This is a genomic window from Pseudodesulfovibrio sp. 7M6 (assembly GCF_050058625.1).
GTDB lineage: Bacteria > Desulfobacterota > Desulfovibrionia > Desulfovibrionales > Desulfovibrionaceae > Pseudodesulfovibrio > Pseudodesulfovibrio salinus.
Map to the genome: position 1 here is coordinate 1,786,521 of NZ_CP188816.1, position 16,479 is coordinate 1,802,999.

At 48.3% G+C, this 16,479-nt stretch carries 13 protein-coding genes; 1 reads left to right on the plus strand and 12 read right to left on the minus strand.

Annotated features, from left to right (window positions below; all coding sequences use genetic code 11):
- Positions 1 to 7 precede the first annotated feature (7 nt).
- The 10 genes from ACI0FG_RS08535 to ACI0FG_RS08580 form a co-directional block, all read right to left on the minus strand.
- A complete protein-coding gene (locus ACI0FG_RS08535; RefSeq protein WP_419788113.1) occupies positions 8 to 1,573 on the minus strand; it encodes a hypothetical protein in 1,566 nt (521 codons plus the stop codon).
- Positions 1,574 to 1,579: 6 nt separating this feature from the next.
- The gene (locus ACI0FG_RS08540) at positions 1,580 to 2,545 is read right to left on the minus strand and encodes a DUF3150 domain-containing protein (protein WP_419788114.1); all 966 of its coding nucleotides are present in this window, start codon (positions 2,543 to 2,545) and stop codon (positions 1,580 to 1,582) included.
- Complete coding sequence (locus ACI0FG_RS08545) at positions 2,542 to 3,531, minus strand: AAA family ATPase (RefSeq protein ID WP_419788115.1); 990 nt, start codon at positions 3,529 to 3,531, stop codon at positions 2,542 to 2,544. Before ACI0FG_RS08545 ends, ACI0FG_RS08540 begins: the two co-directional genes overlap by 4 nt.
- A 410-nt stretch (positions 3,532 to 3,941) precedes the next feature.
- Positions 3,942 to 4,835, minus strand: a complete 894-nt coding sequence (locus ACI0FG_RS08550; protein ID WP_419788116.1) for a formylglycine-generating enzyme family protein — start codon at positions 4,833 to 4,835, stop codon at positions 3,942 to 3,944.
- 52 nt (positions 4,836 to 4,887) lie between these two features.
- Positions 4,888 to 5,043, minus strand: coding sequence for an SUMF1/EgtB/PvdO family nonheme iron enzyme (locus tag ACI0FG_RS08555; protein ID WP_419788117.1), 156 nt, complete (start codon positions 5,041 to 5,043; stop codon positions 4,888 to 4,890).
- A gap of 7 nt (positions 5,044 to 5,050) precedes the next feature.
- A complete protein-coding gene (locus tag ACI0FG_RS08560) occupies positions 5,051 to 5,668 on the minus strand; it encodes an RNA-directed DNA polymerase (protein WP_419788118.1) in 618 nt (205 codons plus the stop codon).
- Between the two features lie 390 nt (positions 5,669 to 6,058).
- A complete protein-coding gene (locus ACI0FG_RS08565; RefSeq protein WP_419788119.1) occupies positions 6,059 to 6,511 on the minus strand; it encodes an HRDC domain-containing protein in 453 nt (150 codons plus the stop codon).
- 112 nt (positions 6,512 to 6,623) lie between these two features.
- On the minus strand, positions 6,624 to 9,455 hold the full coding sequence (locus ACI0FG_RS08570) for a formylglycine-generating enzyme family protein (RefSeq protein ID WP_419788120.1): 2,832 nt from the start codon (positions 9,453 to 9,455) through the stop codon (positions 6,624 to 6,626).
- Positions 9,448 to 10,398, minus strand: a complete 951-nt coding sequence (locus ACI0FG_RS08575; RefSeq protein WP_419788121.1) for an AAA family ATPase — start codon at positions 10,396 to 10,398, stop codon at positions 9,448 to 9,450. The genes ACI0FG_RS08570 and ACI0FG_RS08575 overlap by 8 nt, the downstream gene beginning before the upstream one ends.
- Positions 10,399 to 10,405: 7 nt before the next feature.
- Positions 10,406 to 11,794, minus strand: coding sequence for a hypothetical protein (locus tag ACI0FG_RS08580; RefSeq protein WP_419788122.1), 1,389 nt, complete (start codon positions 11,792 to 11,794; stop codon positions 10,406 to 10,408).
- Between the two features lie 307 nt (positions 11,795 to 12,101).
- Here ACI0FG_RS08580 and ACI0FG_RS08585 point away from each other — a divergent pair, with 307 nt between their 5' ends.
- Complete coding sequence (locus tag ACI0FG_RS08585) at positions 12,102 to 12,704, plus strand: tyrosine-type recombinase/integrase (protein WP_419788123.1); 603 nt, start codon at positions 12,102 to 12,104, stop codon at positions 12,702 to 12,704.
- Positions 12,705 to 12,707: 3 nt separating this feature from the next.
- Here ACI0FG_RS08585 and ACI0FG_RS08590 read toward each other — a convergent pair whose 3' ends face one another.
- Positions 12,708 to 13,424: a M48 family metallopeptidase gene (locus ACI0FG_RS08590; protein WP_419788124.1), complete on the minus strand. Its 717-nt coding sequence runs from the start codon at positions 13,422 to 13,424 to the stop codon at positions 12,708 to 12,710.
- Positions 13,424 to 16,471, minus strand: a complete 3,048-nt coding sequence (locus tag ACI0FG_RS08595; protein WP_419788125.1) for a type I restriction endonuclease subunit R — start codon at positions 16,469 to 16,471, stop codon at positions 13,424 to 13,426. The genes ACI0FG_RS08590 and ACI0FG_RS08595 overlap by 1 nt, the downstream gene beginning before the upstream one ends.
- Positions 16,472 to 16,479 lie beyond the last annotated feature (8 nt).

Here is a 16,479-nt window from a genome sequence, read left to right on the forward strand (position 1 = left end):
TTTGTGGTTATTTGATCAGCGCACTGCGAAGCATGCCAAACATAGCTGAAGCCAATTCAGACAGTTCATTGATGGCACGACTGTGATTGGGAAGCAGTTTGGTAATGGCCTCGGAAGTGATGCCCAAGCCGTAGATCTCGACACCGAAGCGTCTTCCCCCTTCAATGGCATCGTGTGCCAGGTTAAAGGAATCCGGATCTCCGTCCGTCAGGATGAGGACGATCTTCCTGGATTCGGTTAGTGGCTGTATTTGCTGCAATGTCCACCAGAGCGCCTCGCCGAGCGGGGTGCAGCCGGTAGCGTTCACGCCGAAGTTCGGATGCATGCGCTCGCCATGCCTCAGAATCGGACAGACTGTCGGGCTTTGATCGTTCTCATTACCACCGTCAGTCGGCGTTCCAGCCGGGAAGGCCGTCACAGCCACGTTGATGCCGTCAATGGCATCCAGGGCCGTGGTCACGGCATGACACACCTGTGTGGTCAGTTTTATCCGCCGCCTCATGGAGCCTGAGCAATCAAGCAGGATGTGCACGGCGGTATTGATGCCGACCTTGCGACCGGCCCGCTTGAAGACGCGAGCATCCGCCACCGAGACCCTGTGCAATTGCCGGGCATCCAGTCTGCCATGACGGCCAACCTTACTCCGCGTCAGTACGGACGATTGCAGCAGTCCCTGAAGCTGTGTCCGCAGGGCGATCGATGCCCGCTTGGTTGCGGTCACATCTTCCGGATCGAGCGGCTTCACGGTCTTAGTGCCGATTTGCGCCACGCGAAGGGATTCATCCAGTTCCTTGGGTGATTCCTTGCGCAGGCTTGCCGCCAGGGCTTCACCAAGGTCATCGGGCAGATCGATGCCATCGGCTCGAATCAACCTGTTTAAAGCGTCCGAAGGGAGTTCACCAGATACTCCCTTTTTAACCGGTTTACCCATTTTCGATTTCCCATTTTCACGGATCTGTAGCGTCGTTTTCTCCTTGAGAAGTAAAACAACTTCTCGCGCATAGAGGATGCAATCCTGTGTGGAATTGCAATAGGCGTGCACCTTCTGTAGGATATGGTTCAACCGCCCGATCAGGCCGGGGTAATGGGATTCAACGAAGTTGCCGACATCGTCTCGTTGCCCGTTCAAAGACGGCACTTCCCACGCTCGAACCGACAGCAACAGCCAGTTCAAAATGGCCATGGCCGGATTGGTTGAGATTTTCGATGTATTCCCGAAGAGATGCTGAATCATCCAGTTGAAGTTCGATCTGCAACCGGGGAACAGCCGGGCAAGCCGGTGCTCAATGCGCCAGTCTTCGAAAGTGTTCCAGACGTGCATTTCCAACGGCGTCAGGTTTGCCAGTCTCAGCCAATCGAATCTCGTTTCCCTGATATGTGCAGCCTCGTGGTCGATGTATCCACGGGCCAGACCTATCAACGTTTCGCTGCAATCCAGTGGCAGCGCAGGGAGATGAATAGTGCTACCATCCGTGTATGCTTCCCTTCCGCCGATAACAACTTTCACACCGTACTTACGCCCGAGGACTGAGGCCACCATAGGCAGGGATTTCATGATGAGTTGATTCTTCATGAGCACCTACCATAAGCCTTGACTGTCGATCTGATGCTCGCGCTTCGGTTCAGAGACAAAGCCCGCCGTGGCCGAAGGTATTTCTTTCGGCCCCCCCGGAATCGTATCAGCAACCAGGTCAGACAGGATGTCGGCTGCATCCTGACCGTCCAGAATCTTCTGACCATGGGCAACAAGTGTCATCGGATCACGGAGCAGCGAGACCACGCCCTGAAGTATAAGCAGTTCGCTTCCCTGGATGTGTCCACGTTTCGGCATGCGATTGAACGCGGTATCCAACAGGTCCACCACCGGCACCACGCGGGGCTCCACGAAGCTCAAACCGGACAGCTTGGCGTAAATGGAACGCAATGGTGAAAGCGCTTTGTGCGTGACCTTGTCCTTACCCTCGAAGCAGCGTTGCCAAGTGTCGGCAGCAGTCTTGGCGACTTCACCAAACAGCGTGCCTCCGAGTTCGCTAACTTCGTTCTGCAGGCCATGCCCCACCACGTTGTCCGTGGGCGGGAGCAACTTGAAAAACTGCCAGCGAAAGGCCAGCCGATTACGGACATAGTCAGCACTGACTGAAGAGGAACCGATAAGCCTTTCCCAGCCTGGATGCTGGTCAATCCAGTCCTTCACTGCTTGGTCATAGCGATTGAGGAACTGCTCTTTCGCATTCAGAAAGTCCTCCTTAATTGCTGTCAGTTCGGGCACGATCTCATCGGCCTTGTCTTCCGGAATCCCCCAGCCGCCGAGAAAACGGACGCCGGTCCTGTCCAGGAGATTCACGGCGCGGGCCTTGAGCGTACCGAAGATGCGCAGTTCCTTGGGGTCGCAAATTTTCTTACTGCCAAGAGACGCCAACTCCTCAGGCGGTAACTCTGCGCCGTATAAGTCTGCAGGGGTCAACTTCTTGCGAGCAGTCCATATGTTCACGTCCAGATTCAGGACCATCAAATGGTCGAGTACGGTAATGTCGGTATCCATCATGAGTCATTCTCCTTTTGTTGTGGGAAGACGCGCTGAGCCAATTCGTGCAACACGGTCCGGGTCTCCGGCGTGGCGCGAAAACCCAGAGCGCGGTCAAGTGCATAAGTAATGGGTTGAATGCCCTGCCGGGCAAGCGGCTGAAATCGGACAGTCAGGTCCGCCCAACGAATCAAGGTCCGGGTCGAAAACGTCACTTCAATGGTGTCGCGGAAGTTGCCGTCTGCTTCGCCCATAAAAAGTTTGCGGACCTCGTTGGCATATTCCACCATCTTGGTCCGCACATCCTTGGGAAGTTTTCCGGCTTTGCGATGCAGTAGTTTTCGCTCGACCTTGGAACTTGGATAACCGATCTCGCAGAGCCAGAATCGATCCATAAACGCAAGATTTTGCCTGAGCATTCCCTGATACACCCCGGTCTCGTCAGCCCCACCATTGGTATTGGCAGTGGCTGCGAACCGGAACATCGGATGCGGTTTGATGATCTCCCCGCCGTTTTCCGGAATACAAAGTGGATCTCCGTCAAGAATACCGTTCAGACCAGCCGCAGTCGCCGGCTCGAGTAGATCGATTTCATTCAACAGGAACAGCCCGCCAAATCTCATGGCGAGCGCAAGTGGTCCGTACTGGAACGACATATTCGAGTCTTCCACTGTCAGATGCCCGACCATATCAGGGAACTCCAAGCGGTCATGCCCGGTAATGTCAAAGACGGGATAATTGAGTTTGGCTGCCAGTTGTTTGATCAAGCTCGTCTTGCCGCTGCCTGTAGGTCCAAAAACGTACAAGGGATCGGACGAATCCATGAACCAGACCACTGCATCACGGCTGGAGTCGAGGAAGAGGTATTCAGCATTCACATCCGGTGTAAATGAAGACGGGGCTTTGAATCCCCGGACTTTCCGGTTGGATTTCTTACCGCTAAAGACCATACCTGCATCATGTTCCATTGGCTGCATTGTTTGAAGTTCATTCAAGATTTCACTCATGATTTACTCCTCTAAAATGACAAGAAGCCCCCATTCCGTAATGGAATGGGGGCTTCTTGCTCTTGTTTAATAGCTAAAAAATACTGGTCTTCAATGAAATAATATATGTTTAAAAATCAATGAATAGCAGAGGCAAGCGTTATTGGTACAATTTAGATCAAGAATAGGCTTTAAGCACGCTCTCAAGAAGGACATTTACAAATGGACTTGGTTATCGGAATCATCAGGTTTGTCAACAGAGTTTGCCAATACAGAGATTTCGAATGTCCGCTCCTAAGCCAGAATCCGAAAATTTCCAAAGGACAAGCCTTTGACGAACACACTGCAGTACTCCGCCGCCCCCATCCTTGGCTGCTGCTCCGCGACGCAGCCCGGTGGGGGCTCCCCTTACCTTGACGCCTCCGGCTTTTTTATTGACCTCTCGAAAAGCGAAAGCCAATGACATTAAAGCGATTGCCAGAAGTGTCACGGCTCCGGGAAGCGGAACGGACGGACCCGCCGACGTCGATCCAACTGCCACCGCGCAGCACCACACGGGACCAACTATTCTTAGGGCCAATAGGATCAATTAATGAAGTCTCAGGATATGCATCGTACTGGTCAGCACACCACTCCCACACATTGCCATGCATCTGATAAAGTCCCCATTGGTTACAGGGCAAATCCTTTACGGGGACAGCCTGATTTCGCTCTTCCCCTTTCTCCCCATTCTTGTAAGGATTAGTTCCATCAAAATTTACCAGATCAGTGGTAATGTTTTCTCCGAATGAAAACGGCGTTTCCGTACCTGCACGGCATGCGTATTCCCACTGAGCTTCTGTCGGTAAGGCTAAAACCAAAGAGGGATATTGACTGTTCACTTTTTGGAGAAAATCCTGGCAATCATCCCATGAGACCGAATCAACTGGACGCTGTAAATCACCCGTAAAGGAGCTAGGATTCCCCCCTGTTACAGCCTCCCACAACTCCTGCGTACAAGTTGTGTCAGCAAGCCAAAAACCTTTCGACAATGTCACTTCATGTTGTCGCTCGTCATCATACCTTCCAGGCTCAAAACGAGGAGACCCCATTAAAAACGTGCCTGGCCGAATCCAACGCATAACCTGCGTAATCCCACTGATCTGGAAGGCTGCCCATAAACCGTATTGATCCTGTCCCCAGGCAGTAGCCCATTTGGGTGGAAAGGGAGAGGGGGGAAGTCCATTGTCTATAAATTTATGTGCCATGTTCAATCTGTGTTGTTTGATTAGGATTCGGCTCACCGGCAAGCTTTCGGTCATACCTACTAACATACCGGTGGCCATTTACTGTTTGCCACCCATGGGATGGGCAGGATGAGGAACTGGTCAATATTGGCTATCCGGCCATGTAATGAACTCGAAAACGAAAGCCGATGTTCCTGTTGCGGTTGCCAGGCTTGTTCCTGTTCCGGTAGGCGGAACGGACGTTCCTGCCGTTGTTGATCCAACTGCCACCGCGCAGCACACGGTTCTCACTTATTTGGTTCCCCACCCCAAAATTATGCTTCAGTCACTCCATGTCGTATGTGTTCCTGCTGTCGCCATCCAAGACTATCCGCTTGTCGAACTGTTGCGGACAACGGCTCATATGCGAATTGCAATTCTAAACTTCCGATTTCACCACGTTTATACGAAGCTTCGTTTGCACGTCGCAACTGACCATAACGACGCATTTTTCGACGCGTCAGGCGGACCGAGCCAGGAAAAACACGAAATCCGCAAAAGGTTATACCACGACAAGAGCGTCCGACCTGGACCATCCGCTCGTTACACAAAAGCCCAAGGTTGATCCGTAAAAAATCCCTAGCCAATTGTAACGATCGACGGGCTTCCCTTTTTGAACGGCACCACCATACAACGTCATCCATATATCGGGCGTGGCAACCTGATTTCAACTCTTCGGTTATAAAACGATCGAAAGGATTCAAATAAAAATTGGCAAAATGCTGAGAGGTAAGCGAACCTATAGGCAACCCTCTTTCATGCGCAAAAGAAAAAGAAGAGATGATACGTGCAATCAACCCCATACATGTTCCTTTCAACTTCCCTGCCAACAGAGAAAATAAAACTGAGTGATCAATAGACGCAAAAAAAATGATGAATATCCAGTTTAACAAACCACGAAAAACGTTGTAAACCGTGTTGCACTCGTTCTATTGCTGCGACATTCCCCTTCTTGAGGCGGCAGGCATATGTTGTCTGGACCAGCACTCTATCTAGAACAGGACCAATATGGCGTATCAATGCATGGTGTATGATTCTGTCTTCAAAACATGCGACATGAATAAGTCTGCGTTTGGGGTCACGAATAACGAATGAGTGGTACTTCCCATATGGTGCCTTCAAGTTCAAAACACCCATCCTGAACCGATTCACACTTCCATGGAAATCTTCCAAAAAGTCCCTGACAAAGTGCCGATTTTTCTTGCACTTTGACGCCAAGTACACAGCAACTGCTAGATTGCTAAAATCAACAATATCTTCGATTTCAACCCGAGTTCTTTTCATCAATCTGCTTCTTTTCCAAAGAACTTGATCAATACTGGTAGAAACACTTCTGCATAGTTTCTAATTTTAGAGCTTCCTACTCCAGGCACACGCTCCATAGCCTCTTTCGTCATAGCTTTATCGCGCACAAAAGAAGCAAGTTGTTCATTGGTGAAAACGGCATATGCGGGCACACCTGCTCTTTCCGCGACCTCTTTCCGTAGACCCCGTAATTCGGCAAAAACAGTAAAGTCCTGCTCCGACAATACCTCTTTATAATCGACTTTCCGCTTTCCGCCCATGCTTGCTGTCTCTGTCCCCAAATAGGTTATGCAAAACGTCCAGTACCCGAATCCAGATTCAGCAACAAAATGCTTATCAACCGTAACAATACGATGATTCGAACAAAACGAATTCAACGCTTTGGCTGCAACCTCATCCGATACAGGGACGGTGAAAAAGGCAAATTTCATATTTCCACTTCAGTACTGTTAGTCAATCTCTCGCCCACCGCCCCCATCCTTGGCTGCTACTCCGCGACGCAGCCCGGTGGGGGCTCCCCTTACCTTGACGCCTCCGGCTTTTCTATTGACCTCTCGAAAAACGAAACCCGATGCTCCTGTTGCGGCCGCCAGGCACGTCCCAGAACCGGGAGGCGGAACGGACGTGCCCGCCGTCGCCGATCCAGCTGCCACCGCGCAGCACACGGAGCCCTCCATCCTCAGGGCCAATAGGATCAAAGAGCGAGGTCTCAGGATACGAACCATACCAGTCAGCACACCACTCCCACACATTGCCATGCATCTGATAGAGTCCCCATTGGTTACATGGCAACCCCTTTACGGGGACAGTCTGATTTCGCTCTTCCCCTTTCTCCCCATTCTTGTAAGGATTCCTACCATCAAAATTTACCAGATCAGTGGTAATATTTTCGCCGAATGAAAATGGCGTTTCAGTACCCGCACGACAAGCGTATTCCCACTGAGCCTCTGTCGGTAAGGCTAATCCCAGAGAGGGATATTGACTGTTCACTTTTTGGAGAAAATCCTGGCAATCATCCCATGAGACCGAATCAACTGGACGCTGTAACTCACCCTTAAGGAAGCTAGGATCCCCCCCTGTTACAGCCTCCCACAACTCCTGCGTACAGGTTGTGTCAGCAAGCCAAAAACCTTTTGACAACGTCACTTCATGTTGTAGCTCATTATCACTTCTTTCAAGCTCAGAACGAGGAGATCCCATTAAAAACGTGCCTGGATGAATCCAACGCATACGTTGCGTAATGCCACGTATTTGGAAAGCTGCCCATAAACCATATTGATCGGTTCCATGCGACGCTGCCCAAGAGATATCAGGCACGCCTTCGTCGTGAAGCCTTTTCGCCTGTGTTTGATTAATCCAAAACCCCAACTCAATGGTATCATCTTTAAAATGGATACTGCTAGGTAGAAGTTGCGCCAATCCAGAGGACTGCGGGAGAACCCATTGGATTTCGGATTGGGTTTTGCAATACTTTCCATAGAGCAAAGTTGCGTGCAGCCCCAAGCCATCGCGCCATATGGCCTCGGCCCATTCAGGTTTGGTGATGGGTGCAAGGGTTACCAATTCCTGCGACGTTTTGCATTGCAATCGCCCCCCCTCCTTAAGCGTGAAGGAAAAACCAGGTGTCAGGCTGCTCGAAAAGGTTAGATCATCCCCTCGTTGGAGAGAAATTCGTTCCTGCGCTGCGATCGGGAACAACGAAGCCCCAGGGACATCTGTTCCAACAAGGTTATCTGCCTTATCAAAAACAAGCTCATCTCCTCTCTGTATGGCTGTCCACTTTTGGATATTGACTGGCTCTTTGCCTTGTGCCTGTTTAATGTCGTCTTCCGAAATAAAATCGGGCAACAAGGTATCATCTGGTGCATCTTTAAATGCAGTAGCTACAGCTTTTCGCATACTACTTATGCCCGGCACCTTTTCCATAACCAGACATTCTTGGCGGTATCCCATACGCCGAATCCAGGCCTCAACGGCTTCCGAAGAGGCCTTGTTTGTCTTGGCCCCTGCATCCAACCAGCCAAGATAATGAGCTAGATGCTCAGGTATTTGATTGTCGCCATCTTTTGAGGAGTATCGAAGTGCAAATTGCGTAAACTGTTCTTCTAGTTGAAGCTCGGAAGAATGTCCGCAATGATGCTGGTTTATTGTTTGTATAGCGGATTCAAAAAGCCTTAGTCCACCTGCGTTCTCGATCTTTGCCTTCTCATACTCAAACTTAAACTTATTTTGATACTTTTTCGCCTTGCCCTTTTTGAACGAAAAGGAAAGATACGTACTATCAACATCCTTATGATTCCATGCCTCGCCTTCCACACCAATATCCGCCCCTGGGATTAAACGGCGTATTGCCCGCAACAAATACGGCTCGACTCGCAGAGCTGAAGAACAAAGAGTTAAAAGAGTCTCCACCGGAAGTGGTAAGCAAGCACTCTCCTCCCCATCACCGCCTAAAAAATTTGAAAATCCTACTCTTCCATCCCAACAAATCATGCCAAATAAATCCGCATGACGTTCATCCCACAAGCGCTTTGGGACGGGAGTCAACACGACAGGATGATGGCCCGATCTCTGAAGTTGTCTCCCAAACTGACACCACTGGTCACGATCCTGTGGAGAGCCATAAACACCAAGGTCGGAAAGAATCAGAATAGGCCCATCATCAGGAATCATCGTATGGGGATAATATCGTAAAGTATTTATATCGAAAGCATCATACAATGGGCTGTGCTTGATATAATGTTTAACCAAGCCAGATGCAGGAATGAGTTCCGAAAGATTGTTAACAATATAGTTAAAATCTTTCCAAAAACAGAATAAACGAAGAGGGACATCAATAATAATCTGGGAATAATTAGCCCAAGCCTTTCTCTTTTTCTTTTGGATTTCTGAAATGAACCCATCCCTTGCAAGTTGCTGAGCAATTCTTTTTTCGTCTGGACTTTTGGATAAGATACTCCCTTGGAGCACGCTTTTTAAACAAGGCCAAAGTTCTGTCCATGGCCGGATGGGTACAAAAGGGAGTGGTTTAGAGTGAATAGGTTTCAAATCAGGCAATTCACCGCGCCCTAAATCAATTTGTTGGCTTTGACGGACAGTATCAGTATCACGAGTTAGGGACTGACGGCTAACAACGCCCCAAAAGAGGGGAGCATGCAATTTTTTTTGATGCTGGGATGAAGTTTTGTGCCCACCTTCAATACTTACTTCACCCTTTAGCCCCCCCTTTGTCTTCTCTGATTGCCGAGGACAGTAATCATATCCCAACAATTGCCCGACAACTTCGGAAGGAACGGTGGGGAACTTTCTCAGCAGCAGATCTAAATCACCGCGGCCAACTGGACCACGCTTACTATCAAAAAGCCGCTTACACATACTGTTGCCGCGCATTTTTGCGTAAAATGAAGTCAAACGAGGAACGCAGCGTATTCATATCCCAATCTATACTCTCAGATTGACCAGCGAGAACCCGCGCAAAATCTAAAAATTCACTCAACCCCGGACGGTGCTGACCTGTATAAACTTGGCGATCTTCATAGATGATTTCCGCAATTGTATTAACAACAACTTCAGGTAAGCCAAAAAAGTCATAAACTTTTGCACGCTCTATAAACCAATCAACAGCCTCCCCCCTATCCTTGGGAACTTCCATATTAAGCACAAAACAACGCCTTAAAAAAGCCTGTGGAAGTTGCCGATCCTCGTTTGTCGTAATAATGATTAGAGGATGTTCAATCCCAGGCTGAAGTGTTACCCACTCTTCAAAATAAGGTACCGGAAATTGATTTTCCCCCAACGCTTCCAGTAAGGAGTTTGGAACGTCAGAATCGGCCTTATCAATCTCATCAATCAATACGACCCACCCTGTATTCGACTGGCAACATACTTCATGGTCTGTAGAAGCATGCAAAGAAGACGTGTTATTAATTGTCTCTAAGACGTCAAGGCTGGGGCAACAGCTTCCTCGACAAATACCATACTGCTCTTTAGCCTTCTCAGGTTGGTATGCCCACCAAAGGACACCCGGCGCGACGTAGGCCCGTTTATCCAAACACTCCTTATCAATTCGACCTGCCACCTGTGCATCTCTAAGACGCTGGATCCCATCAAACTGCCACAACAGATCATTTGGCTCCGTCCGTGCGGTGACCGTTTCTGAAATATAATTACGCTCTAGCCTTTGGGCTGCAGCCACTGCAAGTGAGCTCTTCCCAACACCCGGCTCGCCACGAACCAACAAAGGTCTTTTGGCTATACGAGCAGCTTGAATGGCAAACCAATGAGATTCATCCCAGCAATAGTTAAATTCCTGTATCATTTTGGCCTCACATTGAAATATTAGCCTGAATTTGAATTGTTGAGCGAGTGGCATCAGAAGCGAGATTTAAAGCGTCTTTTGAATCTGATTTGACAACAACAACAAGGCTTGGCAAATTCTTATGAATATTTGCAATAACCCCAGCGTCTATTTCATCCTCAAAAACAACGCAATAATAATGCGGGTTGTTGTCGTCACGCGCATTCCTGTAGGCTTCATTATAGCTTCTTGCCAATGTCTCAATCGCGTCCTGTTCTTGTTCGTATTCCAAACTTGTGCGATGCAAACTATTTAGTATACGTATAATATTAATTTCATTTTCAGAATTATTTGTAAAACCGGCTTCTAATGACGACATTTTATAATAGTATTTCGGGATATTTTTTCTGATAAAACTTTTCCCAAGAAGGGGAGAGAGTATCGCATCGATTTCAACTAATGTAGTATTTGCATAACTACAGTTGAACGAAATGTGATCTTCGCCACCATGAAAATTATCAGCTTCTTTTATAAAATCCGATTTTAGAGCAAGGGTTATCCAGACAAGAGAATCCACCTGTTCTCTTAGATCATCATTCATTTCATAAAAGAGGCTTTCCTTCTTATCCTGCAAATCCCTTAACGCTCTAAATATGCTCTTCACAATCGACATTACTTCTTTATCAGCATAATAATCATCAAGTTGACTTAGATAATTACCCTCTTTTACTCCAACAGCCTCCCTCAGAAGTTCTTCAATAGCTTCATCCTTAAAGAATTCTAATGCACTAATAAAAGCAAAACTTTTTGCTGAAGCGGTCTCAAATTTCTCCAATGAATCTTGTTTTATTTCAAATAAGCTATCAATCCTTTTATGTAACATTAAAAACATATCACGCAAATCATTCCTAACAGACTCTATGCTATGCAACAGAATGATCTCGCCAGTGGACAATTCATCTCCTAACATGTAACTCAGTAAAGGAATAAGCTCCCTTATCGCTACAGGGAAAATATGCAAGGAGATTCCCCTTTCATATTCACACTTTCTTTGCAGAAAGTTAAGCTCCTCATTGTATTTATATTCGCACTCCTCCCAACTTTTGCATGTAAGATAGCCTATGCAAATATCTAAAACTTTTTCTACCCTTTCATTTTGGGCCAACTCATCAAAAAAAGCAGACTGATCCTTGACGTGTTGAGACAATCCAATAGCTAATATTTTTCCATAAGTATTATTCTTTGCAAGAGATTGCAGTTGGCTCTTGAAATACTCCTTCAGTCTACAATACGTCTCATCTTTTTTATTTATTTTTTTCAAATTTAAATATTTTTTTACCTGACAAAGACACAGCCGCCCCACTTTAACACCTAAATCGCTTAAACCACCCACAGCCGCAGCATTGCTTAAATCCATAAGAACCCACCTTATATGCACCGCTCGTTTTTTGTTCTGTATAAAAAAACAGAATGCAAAAATAACGATCAGATATCAATAAAGCAATCCATATATACTAATCTTCTTCCAGCGATAACGGCAATACACAACACAAAAGACTCGCTATCTTTTATGTAAAAGTTAACGAGTGCGCCACACCTATTTTTCTTATAAATTTAGACAGTTAGGACGATAAAACCTCCGTTACGCTCAAAATCGCACTTGACACTCGTTAACTTTTGATTATTAGTTAATATAAGTTAACTAAATGTACGAGGCGGTCATTATGCAGAAAGGAATGAACTCAAATCATCCCAAGCCGGGGTCTCGAATCACTGTCGATCCTATTCGTAAGCTGCGAGATGTGAAGGCCATCAAAGCCATCCTTGCAAGCAAGCCTCGTGACTTGGCCCTTTTCACGCTGGGGATCAATACGAATCTCCGTGCTTCAGATCTTTTGCGGATTAAAATAGGTATGGTCAGGGATCTAGAGCCTGGTGATGAGCTAGTTCTAAATGAGAAGAAGACTGGGAAGGAACGGCGAATCACACTCAACAAAACGGTGATAACCGCCCTGCATGGATATCTAAATAAAATCGATTCAGACGATGCCGCCACGCTCTTCCAAAGCCAGCGCAAGCATGGTCAAGCGTTGACAGTCCCGTCCGTAAACAGGCTAGTGAAACAATGGTGTCAGACGATCAACCTGAAGGGGAATTATGGCAGTCACAGCCTGAGAAAAACTTGGGGCTACCACCAACGAGTCACACACAAGGTTGATATTCCGATTTTAATGGAGTGCTTTAACCACTCCTCGCAAAAACAAACCTTGACTTACTTAGGAATTCAACCCGAAGAAATTAAAAGCGTCTACGAAAACGAACTCTGACATTTAATACCGCCACTCTTCATGGCTCACTGGCAAACGGTTCAAGAGTCGCCTCAACTGTTCCCACTGAGGCATGTGTTTTTCCAATAGAGCAATGAAGTTTGCGTTATGCGTCGGTTCAATCATGTGGAGCATCTCGTGGACGATAAGGTACTCCAAGCATTTGGCTGGTTTCTTAGCAACGTGAGTATTAATTCTAACGTAGCCTCGCTCTGGATTGCAGCTACCCCACCTCGTTTTCATGCGCTGGACGAATAGGCGATTAACCTTAACCCCTAAGCGAGACTCCCACTTGCTGATCATAGGTATGGCTTTTTCACGAAGGCTGGCTCGATACCACTCATCAATCACTTCCCGCCGCTTCTTCTCTGGGGCTCCTGGTCGCACTGACAAGACCAGCTTCTTGTGTTTGATCTCGACAGACGGAGATTGCTCTGCCTCGACAACGTCCATAAGATAGCGCTTACCCCACAAGTAGTGGCTTTCCCGCTCGATATACTCCCTTGGTGTCTCGCGTTCCTGCTCGCGCATTTTACGCTGCTCTTTCTTGATCCAGGCAAGCTTGGATATGGCAAAGACACGAAGGGTGTCGAGACCTATACGTGAAGGCGCAGAGATTCGCACCTTGCCGTCTGGCGGGTTGACGCTCAGATGAATGTTCTTGATGTCTTTACGGACGACATCTATCGGGATCTCGCCCAAATCAATTCGCGAGACCATTAGTATTCCTTCTGCTCAATGACGATCTGGAATACCCGCTCCACTTCATCAACATCATGAAGGACGCCAAAGAGGCCAGCCTTGATGACACGCTCTTTGGCCTGGACTCCACGCCAAGCATCAGGACGAACTTCATGGATAACCGAGTCAATTTTCAAGGCCAACTCTTCATCTTGGCCCAAGTTATCGTAAAGAGCCCGCTTCGCCTGTGTATCGAGTGACGCAGGAGTATCCTCCGTTACCCCTGTCTGAACTTGACTCGCCAGCTCTGCTATCTTTTTGAGATACTCCTCGTATTCGATGGCTTTCGCTTTTCGTACGGCAATGATTTCGTCCAGCAGTTCGGACATAGTGTCGTAGAACGCTGGGTTGTTCAGATACTCTTTGATGATTTTTCTACGGACGTTATTCTCGATAGTCTCGGCCACAGCGTTTTTGTCACCCTTCAAGTCACCTAGCTTGGTCCCGATGGCTTTAGCGATTCCGGCATTCACTATGAGTTCCAACAATGGCATCTCGTCGAATGGAGAGATCTTACGCGGCCCGTCCGCCTCGATATAGGTATCAATGAGCTGGCGCATATCAGCTTCAAAAGGCTTGAGGTCAAGAGTTTCACCGCTAGCCTTTTTGATCGTGTCCCTGAGTGCCACGTAGTCATCAACTTGGTGCTTGAGGCTATTGGCTTCCGTTTCAGAATAGCCAGCAGCCCCCATCTCATTAGCGAGATTGGAATAAGCCCGTACCAGTGAAGCCGAGGCTTTGTAGAGAGCTACTCGTTGAGGCTCACGTTCATCCAAGTCGGTCGCAACCTCAGTGTTTCCACAGAAATAATGGATGCACTCCAGCTCTCGCTTAGGAGGTTCAATAGGCTCACAGAGCAAGGCAATGGCTTCGAGTGCATTTTCAAGACGCTCGCGGCCAGTCTCAAGCCTGTCTCGCAGCATGATCTGAGGATCGGCTTCTCCCGGCTCGTGGGCCAATTCAGACGTGTATACCTCGATAGCATTTTCGACCTTCTTGAAGAGGTCTTTGTAGTCGACAATATGGCCGAAAGGCTTGTCGTCTCCGTCCAGACGATTCGTCCGGCAGATAGCCTGGAAAAGTCCGTGGTCCTGCATCTGTTTATCAATGAAAAGGCAGGTGCAGGGAGGTGCATCAAAGCCGGTCAGCAGCTTGTTGACGACAATGAGAAGCTTCATGTTGGCCGGTTCCTTGATGAACAGCCGCTTGGCTTCTTCCTCATATGTCTCTGTCTTGGACATATCGCCTCTAGGCGTCACGTCTTCCAGCATTGCCGTGTAGGTCTTGTAGAGAAATTCCTTATCGGTCTCAGTATTCGCGCCGACGTCTTCCTTGGATACATCTCCAGCATACGGGTTGTATGAGGTGATGATAGCGACCTTTCCTTTAAGCGGTGTGTCTTGAAACAGCGTATAGTACTTTGCTGCTTCGTACATGCTTGATGCCACGAGCATGGCGTTTCGATGCTCACCGGACAGGTAAGACTTGATTTTGAAGTCGGTGACGATATCCGTGACAATTCGGTTCATGCGAGACCGTGAACTGAGTACGTTCTGCATGGTCGCCCAGTACTTTTTCAGCTCATCTTTCTGCCACGGATTCAGCCCTTTGGTCGAAGCATCAAACCAGGCATCAACTCCTTCTTCCGAGCTTAGCCGTTGGTCGATGTCTCTGGCCTCGTAAATCAGATCGAGCACGACCTTGTCTTCTACGGCCTCACCGAATTTGTAGGTGTGGATGTAGTCGCCAAATACTTCCAGGCTGCTCTTCTTGTCTTTCTTGAGCAGCGGCGTGCCGGTAAAGCCTATGAAAACCGCGTTAGGCAACATGGCCTTCATGATTTGGTGCAGTTTACCGCTCTGGGTTCGGTGGCATTCGTCCACGAAAATGAAGAGTTCGCCGACCGTCTTGCGAGGCTGTGCTTCCAGTTCCTTGATGTAGGCCTCGTGGTCCTTGACGTCTTTCCGTCCGAACTTGTGGACGAGCGAACAGAGCAGTCGTGGCTTGGCCAGACTCAATTGGCTCATCAACTCACGTCCACTTCTGGAGCGTTGAATTTCTTCTCCTGTATCGGTGAAGACTCGTTGGATTTGTTTATCCAGCTCATCGCGGTCAGTGACGACAGCCACACGAGCGTTGGGATTGTTTTCCAAAATCCACTTTGCCAGCAACACCATGACGATGGACTTCCCGCTTCCTTGCGTATGCCAGATGATACCGCCTTCGTAGCGTTTGACATGTGCCTGTGCAGCCTTGATGCCGAAATATTGATGCACACGCGGGAGCTTCTTGCCGCCGCCGTCAAAGACGACAAAGTCATACATCAGCTCAATGAGCCGGTCCTTGCGACACATTTTGCAGAGGTACTTGTCTAGCTTGTACCCTTTATTGTCCTGCTCATCCTCTTTCCATTGTAGGTAGTATTTTTCAGCCGTTCCGATCGTGCCGTAGCGCAGCCCCTCGGAGTCGTTACCAGCCATGAGTATCTGGGCCGTGGAGAAAAACCACTCATTGAACTCAGGCTGCTGGTTGGAGATGAGCTGACGGATGCCGTCTCCAATGGAAACCCGACTGTTTTTGAGTTCAATGACGCCCACGGCAATGCCGTTGACGTATAGGACAAGATCAGGCCTCCGTTCATGGGTGCCTTTGAGTGTTACCTCTTCGGCAATGGCAAAATCGTTCTTGTCCGGCTGTTTCCAGTTGATGAGGTGGACGGTCTCCGTGACTTTGCCTGCTTCGATTTTGACAGGAACGCCGTAGCGAAGCATTTCGTACACAGCCAGGTTGTTGCCATACAGGCCTCGACCATGGTGATCCGCTTCAGTTTGCAAGAGGTAGATGGCTCTGGAAATCTGCTCGGATGAATATCCGGATTTCTCCAGCCAGTCGGTCAGAAGGCCGTGCTCGATGTTGCTATTGTTCCGTTCAGACCAGTCGCCAAGATAGCGGTAGTCCAGTTCGTCACGGAATAAGGCAATTACCCTGTTCTGGGTTGCTCGTTCAGGCTTTCTGAGGTCGCTCATGACATTCA

What these genes read in the sequence shown, in the direction of transcription:
- ACI0FG_RS08590 (WP_419788124.1), bottom strand. Translation starts at nt 13,424, where the DNA reads ATGGTCTCGCGAATTGATTTGGGCGAGATCCCGATAGATGTCGTCCGT.
- ACI0FG_RS08585 (WP_419788123.1), top strand. Translation starts at nt 12,102, where the DNA reads ATGCAGAAAGGAATGAACTCAAATCATCCCAAGCCGGGGTCTCGAATC.
- ACI0FG_RS08565 (WP_419788119.1), bottom strand. Translation starts at nt 6,511, where the DNA reads ATGAAATTTGCCTTTTTCACCGTCCCTGTATCGGATGAGGTTGCAGCC.
- ACI0FG_RS08595 (WP_419788125.1), bottom strand. Translation starts at nt 16,471, where the DNA reads ATGAGCGACCTCAGAAAGCCTGAACGAGCAACCCAGAACAGGGTAATT.
- ACI0FG_RS08550 (WP_419788116.1), bottom strand. Translation starts at nt 4,835, where the DNA reads ATGGCCACCGGTATGTTAGTAGGTATGACCGAAAGCTTGCCGGTGAGC.
- ACI0FG_RS08580 (WP_419788122.1), bottom strand. Translation starts at nt 11,794, where the DNA reads ATGGATTTAAGCAATGCTGCGGCTGTGGGTGGTTTAAGCGATTTAGGT.
- ACI0FG_RS08570 (WP_419788120.1), bottom strand. Translation starts at nt 9,455, where the DNA reads ATGTGTAAGCGGCTTTTTGATAGTAAGCGTGGTCCAGTTGGCCGCGGT.
- ACI0FG_RS08540 (WP_419788114.1), bottom strand. Translation starts at nt 2,545, where the DNA reads ATGATGGATACCGACATTACCGTACTCGACCATTTGATGGTCCTGAAT.
- ACI0FG_RS08545 (WP_419788115.1), bottom strand. Translation starts at nt 3,531, where the DNA reads ATGAGTGAAATCTTGAATGAACTTCAAACAATGCAGCCAATGGAACAT.
- ACI0FG_RS08575 (WP_419788121.1), bottom strand. Translation starts at nt 10,398, where the DNA reads ATGATACAGGAATTTAACTATTGCTGGGATGAATCTCATTGGTTTGCC.
- ACI0FG_RS08535 (WP_419788113.1), bottom strand. Translation starts at nt 1,573, where the DNA reads ATGAAGAATCAACTCATCATGAAATCCCTGCCTATGGTGGCCTCAGTC.